The 20127-nt window shown below is 70.9% G+C and carries 19 protein-coding genes; 12 read left to right on the top strand and 7 right to left on the bottom strand.

The genetic code is table 11. From position 1 onward, the window contains the following. Nucleotides 1-7 precede the first annotated feature (7 nt). Nucleotides 8-1156: an aromatic ring-hydroxylating oxygenase subunit alpha gene (locus tag GON04_RS06130; protein ID WP_157397057.1), complete on the bottom strand. Its 1149-nt coding sequence runs from the start codon at nucleotides 1154-1156 to the stop codon at nucleotides 8-10. Between the two features lie 143 nt (nucleotides 1157-1299). Between GON04_RS06130 and GON04_RS06125 the strand changes: the two genes are divergently transcribed. From GON04_RS06125 to GON04_RS06100, 6 genes are all read left to right on the top strand, one after another. Continuing rightward, complete coding sequence (locus tag GON04_RS06125) at nucleotides 1300-1527, top strand: exodeoxyribonuclease VII small subunit (protein ID WP_157397056.1); 228 nt, start codon at nucleotides 1300-1302, stop codon at nucleotides 1525-1527. Further along, nucleotides 1524-2417: a polyprenyl synthetase family protein gene (locus GON04_RS06120; RefSeq protein WP_338050900.1), complete on the top strand. Its 894-nt coding sequence runs from the start codon at nucleotides 1524-1526 to the stop codon at nucleotides 2415-2417. Before GON04_RS06125 ends, GON04_RS06120 begins: the two co-directional genes overlap by 4 nt. 8 nt (nucleotides 2418-2425) lie before the next feature. Beyond that, nucleotides 2426-4324, top strand: a complete 1899-nt coding sequence (dxs, locus tag GON04_RS06115; protein ID WP_157397055.1) for a 1-deoxy-D-xylulose-5-phosphate synthase — start codon at nucleotides 2426-2428, stop codon at nucleotides 4322-4324. 433 nt (nucleotides 4325-4757) lie between these two features. After that, on the top strand, nucleotides 4758-5837 hold the full coding sequence (locus GON04_RS06110) for a TRAP transporter substrate-binding protein (protein WP_157397054.1): 1080 nt from the start codon (nucleotides 4758-4760) through the stop codon (nucleotides 5835-5837). Nucleotides 5838-6088: 251 nt separating this feature from the next. Further along, entirely contained in the window at nucleotides 6089-7168 is a 1080-nt protein-coding gene (locus GON04_RS06105) for a TRAP transporter substrate-binding protein (RefSeq protein WP_157397053.1), read from the top strand. 321 nt (nucleotides 7169-7489) lie between these two features. Next, complete coding sequence (locus GON04_RS06100; RefSeq protein WP_157397052.1) at nucleotides 7490-8569, top strand: TRAP transporter substrate-binding protein; 1080 nt, start codon at nucleotides 7490-7492, stop codon at nucleotides 8567-8569. 42 nt (nucleotides 8570-8611) lie between these two features. On the opposite strand, the gene GON04_RS06095 is transcribed toward GON04_RS06100, so the two are convergent. Further along, the gene (locus GON04_RS06095; protein ID WP_157397051.1) at nucleotides 8612-9520 is read right to left on the bottom strand and encodes a DMT family transporter; all 909 of its coding nucleotides are present in this window, start codon (nucleotides 9518-9520) and stop codon (nucleotides 8612-8614) included. A gap of 67 nt (nucleotides 9521-9587) precedes the next feature. Between GON04_RS06095 and GON04_RS06090 the strand changes: the two genes are divergently transcribed. The 5 genes from GON04_RS06090 to GON04_RS06070 all read left to right on the top strand — a co-directional run bounded on the left by GON04_RS06090 (nucleotide 9588) and on the right by GON04_RS06070 (nucleotide 13899). Further along, nucleotides 9588-11333 (top strand): cation:proton antiporter domain-containing protein, encoded by a 1746-nt coding sequence (locus GON04_RS06090; protein WP_157397050.1) that lies wholly within the window; start codon nucleotides 9588-9590, stop codon nucleotides 11331-11333. Continuing rightward, nucleotides 11330-12436 carry an S-(hydroxymethyl)glutathione dehydrogenase/class III alcohol dehydrogenase gene (locus GON04_RS06085; protein ID WP_157397049.1) on the top strand — a complete coding sequence of 369 codons (1107 nt, stop codon included), beginning with the start codon at nucleotides 11330-11332 and terminating at the stop codon, nucleotides 12434-12436. Before GON04_RS06090 ends, GON04_RS06085 begins: the two co-directional genes overlap by 4 nt. A 1-nt stretch (nucleotide 12437) precedes the next feature. Next, the gene (gene fghA, locus GON04_RS06080; protein WP_157397048.1) at nucleotides 12438-13286 is read left to right on the top strand and encodes an S-formylglutathione hydrolase; all 849 of its coding nucleotides are present in this window, start codon (nucleotides 12438-12440) and stop codon (nucleotides 13284-13286) included. A 7-nt stretch (nucleotides 13287-13293) separates the two neighbouring features. Next, the gene (locus GON04_RS06075) at nucleotides 13294-13548 is read left to right on the top strand and encodes a hypothetical protein (protein ID WP_157397047.1); all 255 of its coding nucleotides are present in this window, start codon (nucleotides 13294-13296) and stop codon (nucleotides 13546-13548) included. Between the two features lie 78 nt (nucleotides 13549-13626). Further along, nucleotides 13627-13899: a hypothetical protein gene (locus tag GON04_RS06070; RefSeq protein ID WP_157397046.1), complete on the top strand. Its 273-nt coding sequence runs from the start codon at nucleotides 13627-13629 to the stop codon at nucleotides 13897-13899. Nucleotides 13900-13911: 12 nt separating this feature from the next. Here GON04_RS06070 and GON04_RS06065 read toward each other — a convergent pair whose 3' ends face one another. Together GON04_RS06065 and GON04_RS06060 are read right to left on the bottom strand one after the other, a co-directional pair. Further along, nucleotides 13912-14082: a hypothetical protein gene (locus GON04_RS06065; RefSeq protein ID WP_157397045.1), complete on the bottom strand. Its 171-nt coding sequence runs from the start codon at nucleotides 14080-14082 to the stop codon at nucleotides 13912-13914. Nucleotides 14083-14426: 344 nt separating this feature from the next. Continuing rightward, the gene (locus GON04_RS06060) at nucleotides 14427-15944 is read right to left on the bottom strand and encodes a protein adenylyltransferase SelO (protein ID WP_157397044.1); all 1518 of its coding nucleotides are present in this window, start codon (nucleotides 15942-15944) and stop codon (nucleotides 14427-14429) included. Between the two features lie 248 nt (nucleotides 15945-16192). Between GON04_RS06060 and GON04_RS06055 the strand changes: the two genes are divergently transcribed. Beyond that, on the top strand, nucleotides 16193-17779 hold the full coding sequence (locus tag GON04_RS06055; RefSeq protein WP_157397043.1) for a serine/threonine-protein kinase: 1587 nt from the start codon (nucleotides 16193-16195) through the stop codon (nucleotides 17777-17779). Between the two features lie 43 nt (nucleotides 17780-17822). Here GON04_RS06055 and GON04_RS06050 read toward each other — a convergent pair whose 3' ends face one another. From GON04_RS06050 to GON04_RS06040, 3 genes are all read right to left on the bottom strand, one after another. Next, nucleotides 17823-18791, bottom strand: coding sequence for a tripartite tricarboxylate transporter substrate binding protein (locus GON04_RS06050; protein ID WP_157397042.1), 969 nt, complete (start codon nucleotides 18789-18791; stop codon nucleotides 17823-17825). A gap of 112 nt (nucleotides 18792-18903) precedes the next feature. Then, a complete protein-coding gene (locus GON04_RS06045) occupies nucleotides 18904-19104 on the bottom strand; it encodes a hypothetical protein (protein WP_157397041.1) in 201 nt (66 codons plus the stop codon). 73 nt (nucleotides 19105-19177) lie between these two features. Beyond that, nucleotides 19178-19966, bottom strand: coding sequence for an SDR family NAD(P)-dependent oxidoreductase (locus tag GON04_RS06040; protein WP_157397040.1), 789 nt, complete (start codon nucleotides 19964-19966; stop codon nucleotides 19178-19180). Nucleotides 19967-20127: the final 161 nt, after the last annotated feature.

The raw sequence follows: 20127 nt of genomic DNA, 5'->3' as shown, positions 1-20127 counted from the left end.
GGGGCCATCAGGCGCGCGGCAGGTGCCCGGCCATGTGCTGGCGGTACCACTCGTGGAAGTGCTGCATGCCGTCCTCCATCGGGCTCTGGTAGGGCCCGACCTCGTTGGTGCCACGCTGCATCAGCGCCTTGCGGCCGGCGTCCATGCGCAGGGCGATCTCGTCGTCCTCGACGCAGGTCTCCATATAAGCCGCCTGCTGGGCCTCCACGAAGCCGCGCTCGAACGCCGCGATCTCCTCGGGGTAGAAGAACTCCACCACGTTGAGCGTCTTCTGCGGCCCGATGGGGTGCAGGGTGGACACGGTGAGCACGTGCGGGTACCACTCCACCATGATGTGCGGGTAGTAGGTGAGCCAGATGGCGCCGTACTTGGGCGGCTCGCCCTCGCGGTAGGCCAGCAGTTCCCGGTGCCAGCGCTCATAGACCGGGCTGCCGGCCCGGCCCAGGCGGTTGGCCACGCCCACCGTCTGCACCGAGTACTGGTCCTTGAACTCCCAGCGCAGGTCCTCGCAGGCGACGAAGCTGCCCAGGCCCGGGTGGAACGGCCCGACGTGGTAGTCCTCGAGGTAGACCTCGATGAAGGTCTTCCAGTTGTAGTTGCACTCGTGCAGTTCGACCCGGTCGAGCACCATGCCGGTGAAGTCGAGGTCGGCCCGCGGGCCCATGCCGGCCAGGTCGGCGGCGATGTCGCGGCCGTTGTCCTCGAACAGCAGGCCGTTCCACTCGCGCAGCTTCCAGTTGTCGAGGTTCAGGCAGGGGTCCTGGGCGAAATGCGGCGCGCCCAGCAGGGTGCCGGCGCGGGTGCCATGGCCGCCGCCGCTGTAGGTCCAGCGGTGTAACGGGCACACGATGTTGCCCCCCGAGCCGGGCTCGGCGCCCAGGTTGCCGCGCCCGCGCAGGATCACCGCCTGGCGGTGGCGGCAGACGTTGGACACCAGCTCCACGCCGCGCGGCGTGCGCAGCAGCGCGCGCCCCTCGCCCTCCTGGGGCAGGGCGTGGAAATCGCCTTTGTTCGGCACCGACAGCTCATGCCCCACATACCGGGGGCCGCCCCGGAAGAGGGCGTCCATCTCGCGTTGGAAGAGCGTGTCGTCGAAGTAGCTGGAAACGGATAGTTGGCTTGTGGCCTGCTGGAACTGAAGACTTAAATCAGACATGAACCTGACCTAGAGACTCCCCCTATGAAGGGGCAGGGAAGCGCTTCATCCGGGGACTGGCGCGAGTGAGGGGCGGGATTGTACCCCCCGGGTCCCCCGACCCCGGCCCCGCCTAGAATCGCTCCTTTGCCTCCAAGATCCCGATGTCCCAGGACCCATCCCAGCCGCCGGCCAGCTACGAGGCGGCGCTCGAGGAACTCGAGCAGCTGCTGCAGGTGATCGAGTCCGGCCAGCTGCCCCTGGAGCAGCTGCTCACGGGATACCGCCGCGGCGCCGAACTGCTCGCGTTCTGCCGCGGCAAGCTCGACGCCGTCGAACAGCAGATCAAGATCCTCGACGAGGGCGCTCTCAAGCCGTGGACGCCGCAGTGACCGCCGCATTCGACCTTCGCTCCTGGAGCGCCGCCCACCTCGACCGCGTCGAATCCGCCTTGTCGCGCTGGGTGGTGGCCGAGGCGCCCGCCGGCCTGGGCGACGCCATGCGCTACGCCGTGCTCGATGGCGGCAAGCGGCTGCGCCCGCTGCTGGTGCTGGCCGGCGCCGAGGCCGTCGGCGGCAACGTCCAGGCCGCCCTGCGGGCCGCCTGCGCCGTCGAGCTGATCCACGCCTACTCGCTGGTGCACGACGACATGCCCTGCATGGACAACGATGTCCTGCGCCGCGGCAAGCCCACCGTGCACGTGCAGTTCGGTCAGGCGCGCGCGCTGCTGGCCGGCGATGCGCTGCAGGCCCTGGCGTTCGAGCTGCTGGCCCCCGACGACGAAGGCATCCCCGCCGGCGTGCAGGCGCGGCTGGTGCGCCTGCTCGCGCGGGCCGCGGGCCACGAGGGCATGGCCGGCGGCCAGGCCATCGACCTGGCCAGCGTGGGACTGGCCCTCACCGAGGACCAGCTGCGGCACATGCACCGCCTGAAGACCGGCGCCTTGCTCCAGGGCAGCGTCCTCATGGGCGCCGCCTGCGGCAGCGCCGATGCGCAGGCGCAGGACGCCCTGCGCCGCTACGGGGCCGCGGTGGGCCTGGCGTTCCAGGTGGTCGACGACATCCTGGACGTCATCGCCGATTCGGCCACCCTCGGCAAGACGGCCGGCAAGGACGCCCAGCAGGACAAGCCGACCTACGTCTCGCTGCTGGGCCTGGACCGTTCGCGCGCCTACGCCGGCGAGTTGCTGGCGCAGGCGCTCGATGCGCTGGCGGCCAGCGGCCTGCGCGACACGCGGGCGCTCGACGCGCTCGCCCGCATGGTCGTCGACCGCGACAACTGAAGATCCCCATGGCTGCCTTGCTCGATTCCATCCAGTCCCCGGCCGACCTGCGCCGCGTGCCGCGCGCCCAGCTCACCCAGCTGGCCGCGGAGCTGCGCGCCTTCGTGCTCGACAGCGTGTCGCGCACCGGCGGCCACCTGAGCTCCAACCTCGGCACGGTCGAACTCACCATCGCGCTGCACTACGTGTTCAACACTCCGCACGACCGGCTGGTGTGGGACGTGGGCCACCAGACCTATCCGCACAAGATCCTCACCGGCCGGCGCGAGCGCATGGGCACGCTGCGCCAGCTCGGGGGGCTGTCGGGGTTCCCGCGCCGCGAGGAGAGCGACTACGACACCTTCGGCACCGCGCACTCGTCGACCAGCATCTCCGCCGCGCTCGGCATGGCGCTGTCGGCGCATCGCAAGGGCGAGGACCGCAAGGCGGTGGCCATCATCGGCGACGGCGCCATGACCGCCGGCATGGCGTTCGAGGCCCTGAACAACGCCGGCGTGTGCGACTGCGACCTGCTGGTGATCCTGAACGACAACGACATGTCGATCAGCCCGCCGGTCGGCGCGCTGAACCGCTACCTGGCGCAGCTGATGAGCGGCCAGTTCTACGCCGCCGCCAAGAACGTCGGCAAGAACGTGCTGAAGGTCGCCCCGCCGCTGTTCGAGCTGGCCAAGCGCATCGAGGAGCACGCCAAGGGCATGGTGGTGCCGGCCACGCTGTTCGAGAAGTTCGGCTTCAACTACATCGGCCCGATCGACGGCCACGACCTCGATTCCCTGGTGCCCACGCTGGAGAACATCCGCCACCTGAAGGGGCCGCAGTTCCTGCACGTGGTGACCAAGAAGGGCCAGGGCTACAAGCTGGCCGAGGCCGACCCGGTGGCCTACCACGGGCCGGGCAAGTTCGATCCCAAGGTGGGCCTGACGGCACCGGCCACGCCCGGCAAGACCACCTTCACCCAGGTGTTCGGCCAGTGGCTGTGCGACATGGCGGCCCAGGACCAGCGGCTGGTGGGCATCACGCCCGCCATGCGCGAGGGCTCCGGGCTGGTCGAATTCGAGAAGCGCTTCCCCGACCGCTACTTCGACGTCGGCATCGCCGAGCAGCACGCCGTCACGTTCGCGGCCGGCATGGCCTGCGAAGGCCTCAAGCCGGTGGTGGCGATCTATTCCACCTTCCTGCAGCGCGGCTACGACCAGCTGGTGCACGACGTGGCGCTGCAGAACCTGCCGGTGGTGTTCGCGCTCGATCGCGCCGGCCTGGTCGGCGCCGACGGCGCCACCCACGCGGGCGCCTACGACATCGCCTTCCTGCGCTGCATCCCGAACGTCGCGGTGGCCTGTCCGGCCGACGAGGACGAGTGCCGCAAGCTGCTCACCACCGCCTTCGAGCAGGACCATCCGGTGGCCGTGCGCTACCCGCGCGGTGCCGGCGCCGGCGTCGCCGTGCAGCCGGGGCTGCAGGCGCTGCCGTACGGCAAGGGCGAGGTGCGGCGCGCGCGCACCGGCGAAGGCGCCGGTATCGCGGTGCTGGCCTTCGGCACCCTGCTGTACCCGGCGCTGCAGGCCGGCGAACGCCTCGATGCCACCGTGGCCAACATGCGCTGGGCCAAGCCGCTGGACACCGCGCTGCTGCTCGACCTGGCGCAGCGCCATGCCGCGCTGGTGACGCTGGAGGAGGGCTGCATCGCGGGCGGCGCCGGCAGCGCGGTGGCCGAGGCCCTGCACGCCGCCGGCATCGACAAGCCGGTGCTGCAACTGGGCCTGCCCGACCTGTTCATCGAGCACGGCGACCCGGCCAAGCTGCTGGCCCTGCAAGGCCTGGACGCCGCCGGCATCGAGGCGTCGATCCGCAAGCGCTACCCCGACCTGGTGCCGCGCACGGCGCCGACGCTGAAGGTCGTCGGGTAACCGGGGCCGCCCGGCCCGGGCGGGCCGCGTTCCGCGCACCGGAGTGCAGCGAGGCATGACGTCCCGCGGGCGCGCTCCGGCATGCGCCCGTTCCCGTCGCTCCGGCATGCGCCCGTTCCCGTCATTGCGGGCTCGACCCGCCATCCATCTCCCGAACGTGGTTCGAGGTGCGGTCTCCTTCCGGGGATGGATGCCGGGTCAAGCCCGGCATGACGACCGATCGGGGGCGAGGCGACTCCTGGAGGAGATGACGGCCTCTGTCATCGCGCACACCGCCCCAAAAAAGAATACTGAAGCTTTCCTGACGGCGCCGGCGAAACAAAAGTATTCGCTGCATTGCGCAAGGGAAAACCCCTGAGTACCAAAGTAGAGCGATTCCTAGAATGACGTCCGACATTCGTTTGTCGCGCTATTCATTCACAGAGGAGTCCCCATGGATCGTCGTTCCCTGATCAAAAACGCGGGCATCGCAGGCGTGCTCGCGGCCGGCGTGGCACCGGCGGTGCATGCCCAGGCTGCCGTGCGCTGGCGCTTGGCCTCCAGCTTCCCCAAGTCGCTGGACACCATCTTCGGGGCGGCCGTCACCTTCGCCGACTCGGTCAAGGCCATGTCGGGCGGCAAGTTCGAGGTCTCGGTGCATGCGGCCGGTGAACTCATGCCGGCGTTCGGCGTGGTCGACGGCGTGCAGGGCGGCTCCATCGAGATGGCGCACACCGCGCCGTACTACTTCTTCGGCAAGGACGAGTGCTTCGCCCTGGGCTGCGCCATCCCCTTCGGCCTGAACAGCCGCCAGATGTCGGCCTGGATGTACGAGGGCAACGGCCTGAAGCTGATGCGCGAGTTCTACGCCAAGTACAACATCATCAACTTCGCCGGCGGCAACACCGGCGCCCAGATGGGCGGCTGGTTCCGCAAGGAAGTCAAGTCGCTCAAGGACGTCAAGGGCCTGAAGTTCCGCATCGGCGGCTTCGGCGGCAAGGTGCTCGAGCGCATCGGCGGCGTGCCGCAGAACATCCCGGGCGGCGAGATCTACCCGGCGCTGGAAAAAGGCACGATCGACGCAGCCGAGTGGGTCGGCCCGTACGACGACCAGAAGCTGGGCTTCGGCAAGATCGCGCCGTACTACTACTACCCCGGCTGGTGGGAAGGCGGCCCGCAGCTCGACTTCTTCATCAACCAGAAGGCGTTCGACTCGCTGTCGGCCGAGAACAAGGCCATCGTGCAGGCCGCGGCCTCGCATGCCCACGTGGTGATGCAGTCGCGCTACGACGCCCTGAACCCCACGGCGCTCAAGCAGCTGGTGGGCGGCGGCGTCAAGCTGCGCCCGTTCCCGGCCGACATGATGTCGGCCGCGTTCAAGGCCGCGATGGACCTGTACGGCGAGCTGAACTCCAAGAACGAGAGCTGGAAGAAGATCTACGCCGACTTCTCCAAGTTCCGCGCCGACCAGAACCTCTGGTTCCGCTTCACCGAAGCGACGTTCGACCGCTTCATGCAGGCGCAAAAACTCTAAGGGCATCCACTTCGACAACGCTGTGCGTTGTCGAAGCGCCCCTGAGGCGAATCAAGGCCGCACGATGTGCGGCTTTTTTCTTTTGTGCCGCGCCTGTCAAGCCGGTAGAAACCCTTCGCTTGCGAACGCCTGACGCCAGCCCCGGCCGTGTCAGTGCATTGCAAGCCTCCTGCGACGCGGCCCCGGATCATGCCGCGGCGTCACATCGACGCCCCATGCCATCCGAACAAGCCAAGCAAGGAGATACCTCCATGGATCGTCGATCCCTCATCCAGCGTGCCGGCATCGCCGGCATCCTCGCCGCCGGCGCCGCGCCGGCCGTCCATGCCCAGCAGGCCATCCGCTGGCGCCTGGCCTCCAGCTTCCCCAAGTCGCTCGACACCATCTACGGCGGGGCCGAGGTGTTCGCTCAGAAGGTCAAGGGCCTGTCGGGCGGCAAGTTCGAGATCTCGGTGCACGCGGCCGGCGAGATCATGCCGGCCTTCGGCGTGGTCGACGGCGTGCAGCAGGGCTCGGTGGAAGCCGCGCACACGGCGCCGTACTACTTCTTCGGCAAGGACGAGACCTTCGCCATCGGCGGCGCCATCCCCTTCGGCCTGAACAGCCGCCAGATGAGCGCATGGACCTTCGAGGGCAACGGCCTGAAGCTGATGCGCGAGTTCTATGCCAGGTACAACATCATCCATTTCGCCTGCGGCAACACCGGCGCGCAGATGGGTGGCTGGTTCCGCAAGGAGATCAAGAGCGTCGCCGACCTCAAGGGCATGAAGATGCGCATCGGCGGCTTCGCCGGCAAGGTGCTCGAGCGCATGGGCGGCGTGCCGCAGAACATCCCCGGCGGCGACATCTACCCGGCGCTGGAGAAGGGCACCATCGACGCGGCCGAGTGGATCGGCCCCTACGACGACCAGAAGCTGGGCTTCAACAAGGTGGCGCCGTTCTACTACTACCCCGGCTGGTGGGAGGGCGGCCTGCAGCTCGACCTGTACATCAACCAGAAGGCCTACGACGCGCTCTCGCCCGAGAACAAGGCCATCGTGGAGGCCGCCTCGGCCTACGCCCACGTGGAGATGCAGGCCAAGTACGACGTCAAGAACCCGACCGCGCTCAAGCAGCTGGTGGGCTCGGGCGCCAAGCTGCGCCCGTTCCCTGCCGATCTGATGGCGGCCGCGTTCAAGACCTCGATGGCGCTCTACGACGAGCTGTCGCAGAAGAACCCCAGCTGGGCCAAGGTGTACGGCGACCTGGCGAAGTTCCGCGCCGACCAGAACCTCTGGTTCCGCTTCACCGAGGCCACCTTCGACCGCTTCATGCAGAGCCAGAAGCTCTGACTTGTTCACGTCGAAAACGCTGCCCGTTGTCGACGTGGTGTCCGATCGGTTGAGGAAGGGCCGGCGAAGCCGGATCCTTCCTCAAGTGGTGTTCGCGCTGCATGCTATTCCGCGCGAACGGTGCCCCTGCGGGGGTGATGGCAATCGCAAACGGGGAACCGTTACGCTTTTTGCATGACAGACGCCGCCGTTGTGCGGCGTTTTTGCTGAAGCTCGTTGGTTCTAGGTATTGAACCGGAGGCGCGGCGCCAGCGTTCTGCAAGCAATGCCGCCGATGCGCTTGCATCATCCGCGCCTATTACAAACAGGAGTACTCCATCCATGGACCGCCGTTCCCTCATCAAGCACGCCGGCATCGCGGGCGTGCTGGCCGCCGGCGCCGCACCGGCCGTGCATGCGCAGGCCGCCATCCGCTGGCGCATGGCCTCGAGCTTTCCGAAGTCGCTCGACACGCTGTTCGGCGGGGCCGAGACCTTCGCCAAGGCCGTCAGGACCATGTCCGGCGGCAAGTTCGAGATCTCGACCCATGCGGCCGGTGAACTGATGCCGGCCTTCGGCGTGGTCGACGGCGTGCAGCAGGGCTCGATCGAGATGGCGCAGACGGCGCCGTACTACTTCTTCGGCAAGGACGAGGCCTTCGCGCTGGGCACCGCCGTGCCCTTCGGGCTGAACAGCCGCCAGATGTCGGCCTGGATGTACGAGGGCAACGGCCTGAAGCTGATGCGCGAGTTCTACGCCAAGTACAGCTTCATCAACCTGCCGGGCGGCAACACCGGCGCGCAGATGGGCGGCTGGTTCCGCAAGGAGATCCGCTCGCAGGCCGACCTCAAGGGCATGAAGTTCCGCATCGCGGGCTTCGCCGGCAAGATCATGGAACGCATGGGCGTGGTGCCCCAGAACATCCCGGGTGGCGAGATCTACACCGCGCTGGAAAAGGGCACCATCGACGCCGCCGAATGGGTCGGCCCCTATGACGACCTGAAGCTCGGCTTCGTGAAGGTCGCGCCCAACTACTACTACCCGGGGTTCTGGGAAGGCTCGGCGCAGATCGACTTCTTCATCAACCAGAAGGCCTGGGACAGCCTGTCGGCCGAGAACAAGGCCATCCTGGAAGCCGCGGCGGCGCAGTCGCACATGGACATGCAGGCCAAGTACGACGCCCGCAATCCGGTCGCGCTCAAGCAGCTGGTGTCGCAGGGCGCCAAGCTGCGTGCCTTCCCGCAGGACATGATGAACGCGGCGTGGAAGAACGCGCAGGCGATCTACGACGAGACCTCGGCCAAGAACGAGAGCTTCAAGAAGATCTACGCCGACATGGCGAAGTTCCGCGCCGACCAGAACCTCTGGTTCCGCTTCACCGAAGCGACGTTCGACCGCTTCATGCAGACCCAGAAGCTCTGAACGGAGCTCGAACGTCCGCACGGCCCTCTGAGCTGGACAGGCTCAGGGGGCCTTGTTCCTGGCCGGGACGTCCTGTGCGGGCCTGGGCTTGGCCTTCGCCAGCGCGAGGAACAGCGCGCTGCCGGAGCACAGCATCGCGCCCAGCTGGAACGGCCCGAGCGGCTCGGCGTGCACGATGGCGCCCGTGACCATCGCCACGATCGGGACCAGCACGGCGGACAGGCCCGCCACCGTGGCCGGCAACAGGCCCACGACGGCGAACCAGGCCGCGTTGCCGATGGCCAGCGGCACCAGGGTGATGTAGCCGATCACGAGCACCGAGGTCCAGGACGGCACGAACCACTGCCCGTGCCCGACCCACAGCGCCACCAGCCCGATGGGCACGGCCGCGACCAGCAACTGCCAGGCGGTGAGCACGAGCGCCGGCGCCGACACGGCGGCGCGCTTGAGCACCACCGTGCCCGCCGCCCAGCCCAGGCCCGCGGCCACCCCGAGCACGAAGCCGGCCGGCGCATCGCGATAGGCCTCGCGGGCCGGGATGGCCAGGAGCAGCACCGCCAGCGCCGCCAGCACCACGGCCAGCCACATGCGCGGGGACGGCCTGTCCCCCAGCAGCAGCCAGGCGATGAGGACGGTCCACACGGGCATGGTGAAGCCCAGGATCGCGGCCTGGCCGGAGGGGATCAGGAGCGCCGAGTACGTGCTGGCGACGTTCCAGACGACGAAGTACAGGACGGACGCCGCCGCGAGCGCGGGCCATTTCGCCCGCGGGATGCGCAGCGACTGGCCACGCAGCCGCGCGAACGCGAGCAGGCCGGCCGCTGCCAGCACCATGCTGACGGAACGGAAGGTCCACACCGAGACCTCCTGCACCGCGAACGGGAACAGTGCCCAGTTCGTCCCCCACACCAGCGTGAGAACGAGGACGAGGGGAAGTGCCTTGTGGGTCATCCCGGCACTGTAGGTGAACGCCGCGGCCGCGCGCCGACCTTGGCGCGCGGGCAGTTAGATTCGAGAGATGGACCACCACGTGCCCCTCATCGCCACCATCGCCGGAGCCCTGGGCCTGGCCCTGCTGTTCGGCTTCGTCGCCGCGCGGCTGAAGCTGCCCGCGCTGGTCGGCTACCTCGTCGCCGGCGTGCTCATCGGCCCGCACACACCGGGCTTCGTCGCCGACGTCCCGCTGGCGGCCCAGCTGGCCGAGATCGGCGTGATGCTGCTGATGTTCGGCGTCGGCCTGCACTTCTCGCTCGACGACCTGCTGGCCGTGCGCAAGCTGGCGGTGCCGGGGGCGATCGTGCAGATGGCCGCGGCCACGGCCCTGGGCGCCGGGCTCGCGAGCTGGTGGGGCTGGGGGCTGCCGTCCGCCATCGTGTTCGGCATCGCCCTGTCGGTCGCGAGCACGGTGGTGCTGCTGCGGGCGCTCGAGGGCCTGGGCCTGCTGGAGAGCTTCAACGGCCGCGCCGCGGTGGGCTGGCTGGTGGTCGAGGACCTGGCCATGGTGCTGGTGCTGGTGCTGCTGCCGGCGCTGGCCACCGCGCTGGGCCCGGACGGCGGGCAGGGCGGTTTCGCGCTGGCACGCACCATCGGCACCACGCTGCTGCAGGTCGCGGCGTTCGTCGCGCTCATGCTGGTGGTGGGCCGCCGCCTGTTCCCCTGGGTGCTGTGGCAGGTGCAGAAGGTCGGCTCGCGCGAGCTGTTCACGCTGTGCGTCGTGGCCGCGGCGGTCAGCATCGCCTTCGGCGCTACCAAGCTGTTCGGCGTCTCGTTCGCCCTCGGCGCGTTCTTCGCCGGCATGGTGCTGCGCGAATCGGAGTTCAGCCACCGCGCGGCGGAAGAGACGCTGCCGCTGCGCGATGCCTTCGCGGTGCTGTTCTTCGTCTCGGTCGGCATGCTGTTCGACCCCCTGGTGCTGATCGAGCAGCCGCTGCGCGTGCTGGCCGTCACCGCCGTGATCGTGGTGGGCAAGTCGGTGGCGGCGGCCCTGGTCGTGCTGCTGCTGCGCTACCCGCTGAACACGGCGCTGACGGTGTCGGCCAGCCTGGCGCAGATCGGCGAGTTCTCGTTCATCCTGGTCAGCCTGGGCGCGTCGCTGCAGCTGCTGCCGCCCGAGGCGCAGAGCCTGGTGGTGGCCGGCGCCATCCTGTCGATCGCGCTCAACCCCTTCGTGTTCCGCGCCGTCGCGCCGGCCCAGCGCTGGCTGCTGGCCCGCTCCGCACTGGCACGCCGGCTCAACGAGCGCGAGGACCCGCTGGCCGAACTGCCCCTGTCCACCGAGGAGCGCTTCCTGGCGCGCCAGGTGGTGCTGGTGGGCTACGGCCGGGTGGGGCGCGAGATCGGCCAGGCGTTGGGCCACGCAGGCGTGCCGTACGTGGTGGCCGAGGAGAACCGCGAGCTGGTGGAGCAGCTGCGCGCCAGCGGCGTGGCGGCCGTGGCGGGCGATGCGGCCGATCCGGCGGTGCTGATCCAGGCCCACGTGGCGCGGGCGCGCCTGCTGGTCATCGCGACGCCGGACACGTTGAACGTGCGCCGCATGGCCGACACGGCGCGCCAGCTCAACCCCGGGATCGAGATCGTGGTGCGCAGCCACAACCAGGCCGAGGCGCGCCTGCTGGAGGCCGAGATGGGCGGCAAGGTCTTCCTGGGCGAGCGCGAGCTGGCGCTGGCCATCGCGCGCCATGTGCTGGAGCGCTTCGACGAAGCCGACAGCAGCAACCGTGGCAGCATGCCGACCGAGCCCGTTACCCAGAAAGGAACCCCATGAAGACACGCGCCGCCGTGGCCTGGCAGGCCGGCCAGCCGCTGACCATCGAGGACGTCGACCTGGAAGGCCCGCGGGCCGGCGAGGTGCTGGTGGAGATCAAGGCCACCGGCATCTGCCACACCGACTACTACACGCTGTCCGGCGCCGACCCCGAGGGCCTGTTCCCTGCCGTGCTGGGTCACGAGGGCGCCGGCGTGGTGGTCGAGGTGGGGGCCGGCGTGACGACGCTCAAGCCCGGTGACCACGTGATCCCGCTCTACACGCCGGAGTGCCGGCAGTGCAAGTTCTGCCTGTCGCGCAAGACCAACCTGTGCCAGCTGATCCGCGGCACCCAGGGCAAGGGCCTGATGCCCGACGGCACCTCGCGCTTCTCCCTGAAGGGCAAGCCGCTGCTGCACTACATGGGCACCTCGACCTTCAGCAACTACACGGTGGCGCCGGAGATCGCGCTGGCCAAGATCCGCCCCGACGCCCCGTTCGACAAGGTCTGCTACATCGGCTGCGGCGTCACCACCGGCGTCGGCGCGGTCATCTGGACCGCCAAGGTGGAAGCCGGCGCCAACGTGGTGGTGTTCGGCCTGGGCGGCATCGGCCTGAACGTGATCCAGGGCGCCCGGATGGTGGGCGCCGACAAGATCATCGGCATCGACCTGAACCCCGCGCGCGAGGCCATGGCGCGCAAGTTCGGGATGACCCATTTCCTGAATCCGAAGGACCATCCGAGCATCGTCGACGCCATCGTGCAGCTCACCGACGGCGGCGCCGACTACAGCTTCGAGTGCATCGGCAACACCGCCACCATGCGGCAGGCGCTGGAGTGCTGCCACAAGGGCTGGGGCCAGAGCATCATCATTGGCGTGGCCGAGGCGGGCGCCGAGATCAGCACGCGGCCGTTCCAGCTGGTGACCGGGCGGCAGTGGAAGGGCTCGGCCTTCGGCGGCGCGCGCGGGCGCACCGACGTGCCGAAGATCGTCGACTGGTACATGGACGGCAAGATCAACATCGACGACCTCATCACCCACACGCTGCGGCTCGAGGACATCAACAAGGGCTTCGAGCTGATGAAGTCGGGCGAATCGATCCGCTCGGTCGTGGTGTACTGAGATGGCGCCGGTCACCACGCTGGAGGCGCATGGCTGCTTTGGCGGCGTCCAGGGCTTCCATGCGCACGACTCGCGGGCGGTGGGCCTGCCGATGCGGTTCGGCGTCTACCTGCCGCCGCAGGCCCAGGCCGGCCCGGTGCCCGTGCTCTATTGCCTGGCCGGCCTCACGTGCAGCGAACAGACCTTCGCCATCAAGGCGGGCGCGCAGCAGCATGCCGCGCGCCACGGGCTCGCACTGGTCACGCCCGACACCAGCCCGCGCGACACCGGCGTCGCCGGGGCCGACGCCGACTGGGACTTCGGCACCGGCGCCGGCTTCTACCTCGACGCCACCCGCGAGCCGTACGCGCGCCACTGGCGCATGGAGAGCTGGCTGCTCGACGAGCTGCCGCAGGTGCTGGCGGCGGCGTTCCCGCTGCGCACCGACGTCGCCGGCGTGCTGGGGCACTCCATGGGCGGCTACGGCGCCCTGACGCTGGCGCTGCGGCACCCGGGCGTCTTCCGCTCGGTGTCGGCGCTGGCCCCGATCTGCGCCCCGGCCGAGGTGCCGTGGGGCCGCAAGGCCTTTGCCGGCTACCTGGGCGAGGACGCGTCGGCCTGGGCCGGCCACGACGCGGTGCAGCTGCTCGCCGGCGGCGCCCGTGCCCCCGGTCCGCTGCTGGTCGACCAGGGGCTGGACGACCCGTTCCTGGCATCCCAGCTGCAGCCCGAGCGGCTGGAGCAGGCCTGCGCCGCCGCCGGGCAGCCGCTCACGCTGCGCCGCCACGCGGGCTACGACCACGGCTACTTCTTCATCGCGTCGGTGATCGGCGACCACCTCGCGCACCATGCCGCCGCCCTGGCGGGTTGAGGCCACCATGCCCGAAGCCACCATCAACACCGGCATCTACAAGCTGTTCCCGTCGCCGCGCAACCGCCACCGCGAGGTGTTCCAGCACGAGGTGTTCGTGCCCCATCCCTACGCGCTCGTCGATCCGCCCAGCTACGGCCCGCAGGGCCGCTGGAGCCTGTTCGCCGCCCACCGCCTGGCCGACGGCAAGAACGGCCAGCTGGTGACCTTCGAGCTGGAGCGCGACGCCGCCACCTTCCAGGCGCGCTTCGTTCCCGACTGAGCCGGGCGCCGGCGGCTCCGAAACTGGACCGCATGCGAACTGGCACAGTGGAGTCCCCATGCACGAGGCCCGAATGCGATGAATGAACCGATCAAGACCGGCGACCGCTGCGAAGTCATCGCCGGCGCCTTGGGGAACCAGGGGCCGAACATCGGCAAGCAGGTGACCGTGGGCCAGCTGCGCGGCGAGCACAGCGAACACGGGCGCATCTGGCGCTGCCACGGCGAGGGGCTGGTCACCGAGTACGGCGCCCTGGGGACCGAGGCCGACTTCGCCCAGTCGTGGCTGCGCAAGCTCCCGCCCGAGGCGGCGCCGCCGCTGGCGAAGGAACGCAGCCTCGAGACCAGCTGACGCGCGGACGGCTCAGCCGCCGTGGAAGCCCTCGAGGAGGTCTTCCTTCGGCTTGTCGGGCTGGATGGTCGACTCGTTGGTGCGTGCCGGCGAATCGAGCAGCCGGCTCTCCTTCTCGTTCTGCTGCAGCCGGGCCTGCGACTCGGGCGGCGGCGTCGGGTTGGCATCGTTGAGATCGTGCATGGTCGGGCTCCTCGCGCTGTGGGGCCGGATGGTGCGGCGCGCCGCGCCGCGGGCCCATCGGTCGATGCGGCGGCTTGCTGTAGGAGTGCACGCACGCTGCGCTGTCCGCAGCCGGGGCGCGCCCTGCGCCTCGTCATTGCGAGTCCCCGCCGACCACGTCATGCCGGGCTCGACCCCCGACCGCGTCATGCCGGGCTTGACCCGGCATCCATCTCCAGGTGTGTCCTCGGCCCGGGGCGTTTTCAGCGCGCCGGGCCGTTGAGGTTCAGGAGATGGATTGCGGGTCGAGCCCGCAATGACGAGCGACTGGGACGGGCTCGAACCCGCATGACGAGGTCGGGGCCTCAGGTGCCGCAGAAGGTCTGGTAGCAGGCCGTCACCGCCGCCGGTGCCGGCTCGGCGTAGAAGGCGTGCTCCGGCCGCTCTGCATACGGATCGCGCAGCGCGGCCAGCAGGCGCTCGAACGGCACCAGGTCGTCCTGTGTTGACGCGGCCGTCAGCGCTTCTTCCACCCGCTGGTTGCGCGGGATGATCCACGGGTTCACGCGCCGCATGCCCTCGGCACGCTGCCCGGGCTGGACGGCGCTGTCTTCGGCGCAACGAGCCTGCCAGCGGGCCAGCCAGTCCTGCGCCGCGGCGGGCTGCGGGAACAGCGCCTGCAGGGCGGACGCGTCGCCGGCCGCCGCGTCGGCCAGCCGCCGCCAGCCTAGGGTGAAGTCGACACCGTGCGCGTGCAGCAGGGCGAGCCAGTCGTTGGCCAGCGCGGTGTCGGCGGCGTCGGCGCCGGCCGCGGCCTCGGCCAGTCCCAGCTTGGCGCGCTGGCCGCGCAGCAGCGCGGCCTGGTACAGGACGGGGAACGCCGAGAGGATCTCGGTCGCGCGGGCCACGGCCCGCTGCAGCGCCGGCTCGTCGTCGCCGTCGGCCAGCAGCGTGAGCAAGGCCTCGGCGAAGCGGGCCAGGTTCCACTGCGCGATCATGGGCTGGTTGCCGTAGGCATAGCGGCCGCCGCTGTCGATCGAGCTGAAGACCGCCCGCGGGTCGTAGGCCTCCATGAACGCGCAGGGGCCGTAGTCGATGGTCTCGCCCGAGATCGTCATGTTGTCGGTGTTCATCACGCCGTGGATGAAGCCGACGTTCATCCACTGGGCAATGAGCGCCGCCTGGCGGCCGGTCACGCGCTCCAGCAGGTCGAAGTAGCGGCCGGGCCGGCCGGCCAGGTCGGGGTCGTGGCGGGCGATGGCGTACTCGGCCAGCTGGCGCAGCTTGTCGCGTTCGTCGCGGGCGGCGTAGAACTGGAACGTGCCCACCCGCAGGTGGCTGGCGGCCACGCGCGCCAGCACCGCGCCCGGCAGGGGCTGCTCGCGGAAGACCGGCTCGCCGGTGGCCGCCACCGCCAGGGCGCGGGTGGTGGGAATGCCCAGGGCGTGCATGGCTTCCCCGATCAGGACCTCGCGCAGCATGGGCCCGACCGCCGCCTTGCCGTCGCCGCCGCGCGAGAACGGCGTGCGGCCCGAGCCTTTGAACGCGATGTCGCGCCGCCGGCCCTCGCGGTCGAAGGTCTCGCCCAGCAGCAGTGCCCGGCCATCGCCCAGCTGGGGCGAGAAGCCGCCGAACTGGTGGCCGGCATAGGCCTGGGCCAGCGGGTGCGCGCCCTCGGGCACGGTGTTGCCGGCGAAGATGGCGGCGCCTTCCTCGCCCTGCAGGGCTTGCGCGTCCAGGCCCAGCTCACCAGCGAGGTCGCGGTTGAGGAACAGGAGGCGCGGTGCCGGCACCTCGGCCGGTTTCCAGGGCACGTAGAAGCCGGGCAGGTCGCGGGCGTAACTGTTGTCGAAGCGGAAGAGGGGCGCAGTGGCGGACGACATCGCGTGAGTTTGACAACTTGTTCGGGAATGTGCCGGCGGCCCCCCGAGAGCCCTGTCGAGTCGCACGTGCGGTGCCTCGTCTGTCCTACAGCCGGCGCGAATGGGAGATCGGAACATGCGGAGCGACGCAATGGGCGTTGCAGGCGCGACAGGCGGGACTCGATGATGGCAGTGACCCAGGTGGTGGATCGGCGGCAACCCAGGCCAGGCGCGCGGCCGGCGCGCCGGCGACGGCGGAGCATGCAGCGATGAGCGCCACGCGTGCCGACGGGCCATTGGGTCCCTACGACCTGTTGCGCGAATTGCGCCACGACGCGAACGGGGCCGCCTGGGAGGCATTCGATCCGCGGCTGCAGCGCCGCGTGGCCTTGCGGACCCTGGCGCCGCGGCCGGACGCCGCTGCGCAGGCGCAGTTCCACGCCGCGATGCAGGCGGCCGCCGGCCTGCAGCATCCCAACATCGTGGCGGTGTACGACTGCGACTGGGCCGACCAGCAGGGCTACGTGGCCACCGAATTCGTCGACGGCGAGAACCTGGCGCAGTACCTGGCCCGCGTGGGCCGGGTGCCGGCCCTGCAGGCGCTGGCCCTGGTCGCGCAACTGCTGTCGGCGCTGGAACTGGCGCATGGCCAGGGGGTGGTGCACGGCGGGATCGATCCCGAGCACGTGCTGGTCACGCGCACCGGCCGCGTGAAGCTGTCCGGCTTCGGGGTGGTGCACCTGGCGCGCGAATGCGCCCAGGTGGACAGCCGCGCCGACGTGGAGTCGGCCGCCGCCATTGCCTACCGGTTGCTCGTCGGCGTGCCGCCGTCGCGCGACGGCGCAGGCGCAGCGATCCCGCCGCGGCGCCTGCGCCCCGATCTGCCGCCGTCCGTCGACGCTGTCTTTGCCAGGGCGCTGGCGGCCGATCCCGGGGCCCGGTTCCAGGATGCCGGGGCACTCTGGGCCGCCCTGCGGGAGGCGTTCGAGCCGCCGCTGTGGTCGCGCCCCGACCGGCCGCCGCATCCCGTCCGGGGCGCGGCGCCAATGGAACCGGTGCCTGCCGAAGCCACGCTGGCTGCCACGGCGCCAGCTGCCCCGGCGCCAGCTGCCCCGGCGCTTGCAGAACCGGCGCCCGCAGACCTGCCGCCCGCAGAACTGGCGCCTGCCGTGCGGCCAGTGGTCGTGCAGCGCGTGTCCACCGTGCCATCGGTGCGGCCACCGCGCCGGCTGCGCACCCAGGTGGCCGTGGCCACCGCCTGCCTGCTCGGCGTGTTCGCGACGGCGACGCTGGTGCTGGTCGGCGAGCTGGCCCCGGCTGCGTCGAGCGCCGAGGCCACGGTCGCGCCGGCCCGGCCGATCGCACATGCCGTCGAGCCCGCCGCCGTCGAGACGATCGCCGCCGCGCCGGCCGCCGGGCCGGTCACCACCGTGGCAGCGGCGCCGTTGCCATCACCTGATGTGCCCTTCGGTCCGCGCGCGTCGCCCGCAGCCGAGGCGGCAGTTCCTGCGCCGCTGGTGGCGGAACGGCAGGACACGCGGACGCAGCCGGCGGCCCCTGTCGCGACGCGCGAGGCCCCGGCGGAACGCCGCGCACCGGTCCCCCGACCTGCCGCCGAGCGCCACGCCAAGGCGCGCCCGGAGCCGGCGCCGGTGCACACCGCTCAGCTGGCGCGTCCGGCGGCGGCCGGCCCCGAGCAGGGCTGCCGCGTGCACCAGCTGGCCCTCACGCGCGAGATCTGCAAGGTGGCGCAGTGCACGACGGCCGAGTTCCGCGGCCATCCGGTCTGCGTGCGCCTGCAGGCCGAGCAGCGCCAGCGCGACCAGGTGGCCGAGCAGGCATTGCGGACGCGCTGAGCCGGCTCGGCCAGGGGCCGTGGGCCCGCCGGGCGCCCGGGCCTCACTCCTCCAGCTTGATGTTGCGGGCGCTGGCCAGCGCGGTCCAGCGCGCGACCTCCGACCGGATGTGATCGCCGAGCTGCTCGGGCGACATCGGCCAGGGGTCGACCGCCTCGCTGGCCAGCTTGTCGGCCAGGTCGGGCGCGCCCAGCACCGCCACCTGGGTGGCGTGCAGGCGCTGGACGATCTCGCGCGGCATGCCGGCCGGTCCCAAGGTGCAGTACCACTGGACGGCGTCGAAGCCCTTGAAGCCGGCCTCTTCCATGGTGGGCACGTCCGGCAGCTGCCCGCTGCGCCGCTTGCCGGTGACCGCCAGGGCGCGCAGCTTGCCCGAGCGCACGTGGGGCAGCGCTGTCGCCACGCTCGGGAACATGGCCTGCGTCTGGCCCGACAGCACGTCGGCGATGGCCGGCGCGGCTCCGCGGTAGGGCACGTGCAGCAGCGAGGTGCCGGTGTCGTGCTTGAACAGCTCCATGGTCAGGTGGGTGAGCGTGCCCAGCCCGGCCGAGCCGTAGCTGAGCTTGCCGCCGCTGCGCCGGGCGAGGTCGATGAACTCCTGCAGCGAGCGGGCCGGCACGCCGGCATGGACCACCAGTACGTTGGGCGAGGCGCCGACCATGCCGATCGGGGTGAAGTCCTTGACCGGGTCGTAGGGCACGCGGCGGGTGGCCGGGTTGGTGCCGTGCGTCGCCACGTAGGCCTGCAGCAGCGTGTAGCCGTCGGGCGCCGCGCGCGCCGTGGTCTGGCAGGCCACCACGCCGCTGCCGCCGCCCTGGTTGTCGACCACGAACGGCTGGCCCAGCAGCCGCGACCAGCGCTCGGTGACCACGCGCGCGATCATGTCGTTGCCGCCGCCGGCCGGCACCGGCACGATGTAGCGGATGGGCCGCGAGGGGTAGGCCTGGGCCCGGGCGAGGGCCGGCAGGGCCAGCGCGGCGCCGGCGGCACGCACGAGCTGTCGTCGTTGCATGGGGACTCCTTCCCGGGGCGGCCCCGGGCGGGCGCGATTGTCCTTCAGGGCCGCACCGGCTGCAGATGGGGTGAACACCCATCGGCAGCCGCCGGCCGGCCGCCCGCTGGGGCTACGCCCCCGGACCGCGGCCCGCGGCGCCGCCGACGCGCAGCGTCACGCCGCCCACCCGTAGCAGCCCGGCCTGCACCTGGCCACAGGGTTGGGGCACCAGGGCCGGCCCGGCGCGGCCGAGCAGCAGGTGGATGATCGCCCGGGCCCGGGCTGGCCCATCGGCAGGCAGGAGGTGGGCGGAGGGGATCACGTGGTGCATGGCGCCGACTGTGGTGCTGCGTTGCTGATCATTCGCTGACTCGCCTCAGCCGTGGGGTCTTGTCCAGCAGGACTCAGACCACCATGGGCGTCACGCCGCCGTCCATGGCCACGATGGCCCCGGTGATGTAGGAGGCCTTGTCGGAGGCCAGGAACACCACGGCATTGGCGATCTCCTGCGGATCGGCCAGGCGCCGCAGCGGGATGCGCGCCGTGTGCTGCGCCAGCACGTCGGCGGGCGAGGCATCGGCCTGGCGCGCGTCCGCCGCCAGCCCTTCGGCCAGCCGCTCGGTCAGCGTCAGGCCGGGGTTGACGGCGTTCACCCGCACCCCGCGCGGCCCGTAGGCCGCGGCCAGCCCGGCGCTGGCCAGCATCAGCGCCGCATTGGCCGAGCCGCCTGCCAGGTGGATGGACGAGGCCATCTTGCCGCCGGCGCCGATGACGTTGACGACCGCGCCGCGGCCGGCCTGGCCCATGCGCTTGATGACCGGATCGATGACGTGCACGTAGGCGAAGAACTTGGCCTGCATGGCGTCGTGCCAGGCCTGCGGCGTGAGCTCGTCGAAGGGCGTGCGGCGCGCGGCGCCGGCGCAGTTGACCAGCACGTCGACCGGTCCGGCCTCGGCGTACACCCGGTCCACCAGCCGGGCGACCGCGTCGGCGTCGCGCACGTCGGTCGCGTAGGCGCGGTGCGCCGGCTGTGCCGCCGGCAGGACGGCCAGTGCTGCGTCGAGCCCGGCCTGCCCGCGCGCCACCAGAGTGACGTGCGCGCCCTCGGCGGCGAACTGGCGTGCACAGGCCAGGCCGATGCCCTTGCTGCCGCCGGTGATGAGGACGTGCCGTCCCGCGAGTCCCAGATCCATGTCGTTCCTCCTGCATCGGCGTTGCCGCCATTTGTCCGCTAGCGTAGCAAGACGCCGGCGGACCGCCGCAAGGAGGGACCACCGGGCCGATGGGTTGGTGCGCGCCGTCGCGGTGGTCCGGCTGGCCCGTTCGCACCATTGCCCGCCGCTTGCGGCGCTGC

The organism is Ramlibacter pinisoli, from assembly GCF_009758015.1.
Taxonomy (GTDB): domain Bacteria; phylum Pseudomonadota; class Gammaproteobacteria; order Burkholderiales; family Burkholderiaceae_C; genus Ramlibacter; species Ramlibacter pinisoli.
Note: the sequence above shows the minus strand (reverse complement) of the source record. Positions and strands in the feature narration are given on the sequence as shown.

Coding starts and splice junctions, on each gene's coding strand:
- GON04_RS06130 (WP_157397057.1), bottom strand. CDS start 1,156: ATGTCTGATTTAAGTCTTCAGTTCCAGCAGGCCACAAGCCAACTATCC.
- GON04_RS06125 (WP_157397056.1), top strand. CDS start 1,300: ATGTCCCAGGACCCATCCCAGCCGCCGGCCAGCTACGAGGCGGCGCTC.
- dxs (WP_157397055.1), top strand. CDS start 2,426: ATGGCTGCCTTGCTCGATTCCATCCAGTCCCCGGCCGACCTGCGCCGC.
- GON04_RS06110 (WP_157397054.1), top strand. CDS start 4,758: ATGGATCGTCGTTCCCTGATCAAAAACGCGGGCATCGCAGGCGTGCTC.
- GON04_RS06105 (WP_157397053.1), top strand. CDS start 6,089: ATGGATCGTCGATCCCTCATCCAGCGTGCCGGCATCGCCGGCATCCTC.
- GON04_RS06100 (WP_157397052.1), top strand. CDS start 7,490: ATGGACCGCCGTTCCCTCATCAAGCACGCCGGCATCGCGGGCGTGCTG.
- GON04_RS06095 (WP_157397051.1), bottom strand. CDS start 9,520: ATGACCCACAAGGCACTTCCCCTCGTCCTCGTTCTCACGCTGGTGTGG.
- GON04_RS06090 (WP_157397050.1), top strand. CDS start 9,588: ATGGACCACCACGTGCCCCTCATCGCCACCATCGCCGGAGCCCTGGGC.
- GON04_RS06085 (WP_157397049.1), top strand. CDS start 11,330: ATGAAGACACGCGCCGCCGTGGCCTGGCAGGCCGGCCAGCCGCTGACC.
- fghA (WP_157397048.1), top strand. CDS start 12,438: ATGGCGCCGGTCACCACGCTGGAGGCGCATGGCTGCTTTGGCGGCGTC.
- GON04_RS06075 (WP_157397047.1), top strand. CDS start 13,294: ATGCCCGAAGCCACCATCAACACCGGCATCTACAAGCTGTTCCCGTCG.
- GON04_RS06070 (WP_157397046.1), top strand. CDS start 13,627: ATGAATGAACCGATCAAGACCGGCGACCGCTGCGAAGTCATCGCCGGC.
- GON04_RS06065 (WP_157397045.1), bottom strand. CDS start 14,082: ATGCACGATCTCAACGATGCCAACCCGACGCCGCCGCCCGAGTCGCAG.
- GON04_RS06060 (WP_157397044.1), bottom strand. CDS start 15,944: ATGTCGTCCGCCACTGCGCCCCTCTTCCGCTTCGACAACAGTTACGCC.
- GON04_RS06055 (WP_157397043.1), top strand. CDS start 16,193: ATGAGCGCCACGCGTGCCGACGGGCCATTGGGTCCCTACGACCTGTTG.
- GON04_RS06050 (WP_157397042.1), bottom strand. CDS start 18,791: ATGCAACGACGACAGCTCGTGCGTGCCGCCGGCGCCGCGCTGGCCCTG.
- GON04_RS06045 (WP_157397041.1), bottom strand. CDS start 19,104: ATGCACCACGTGATCCCCTCCGCCCACCTCCTGCCTGCCGATGGGCCA.
- GON04_RS06040 (WP_157397040.1), bottom strand. CDS start 19,966: ATGGATCTGGGACTCGCGGGACGGCACGTCCTCATCACCGGCGGCAGC.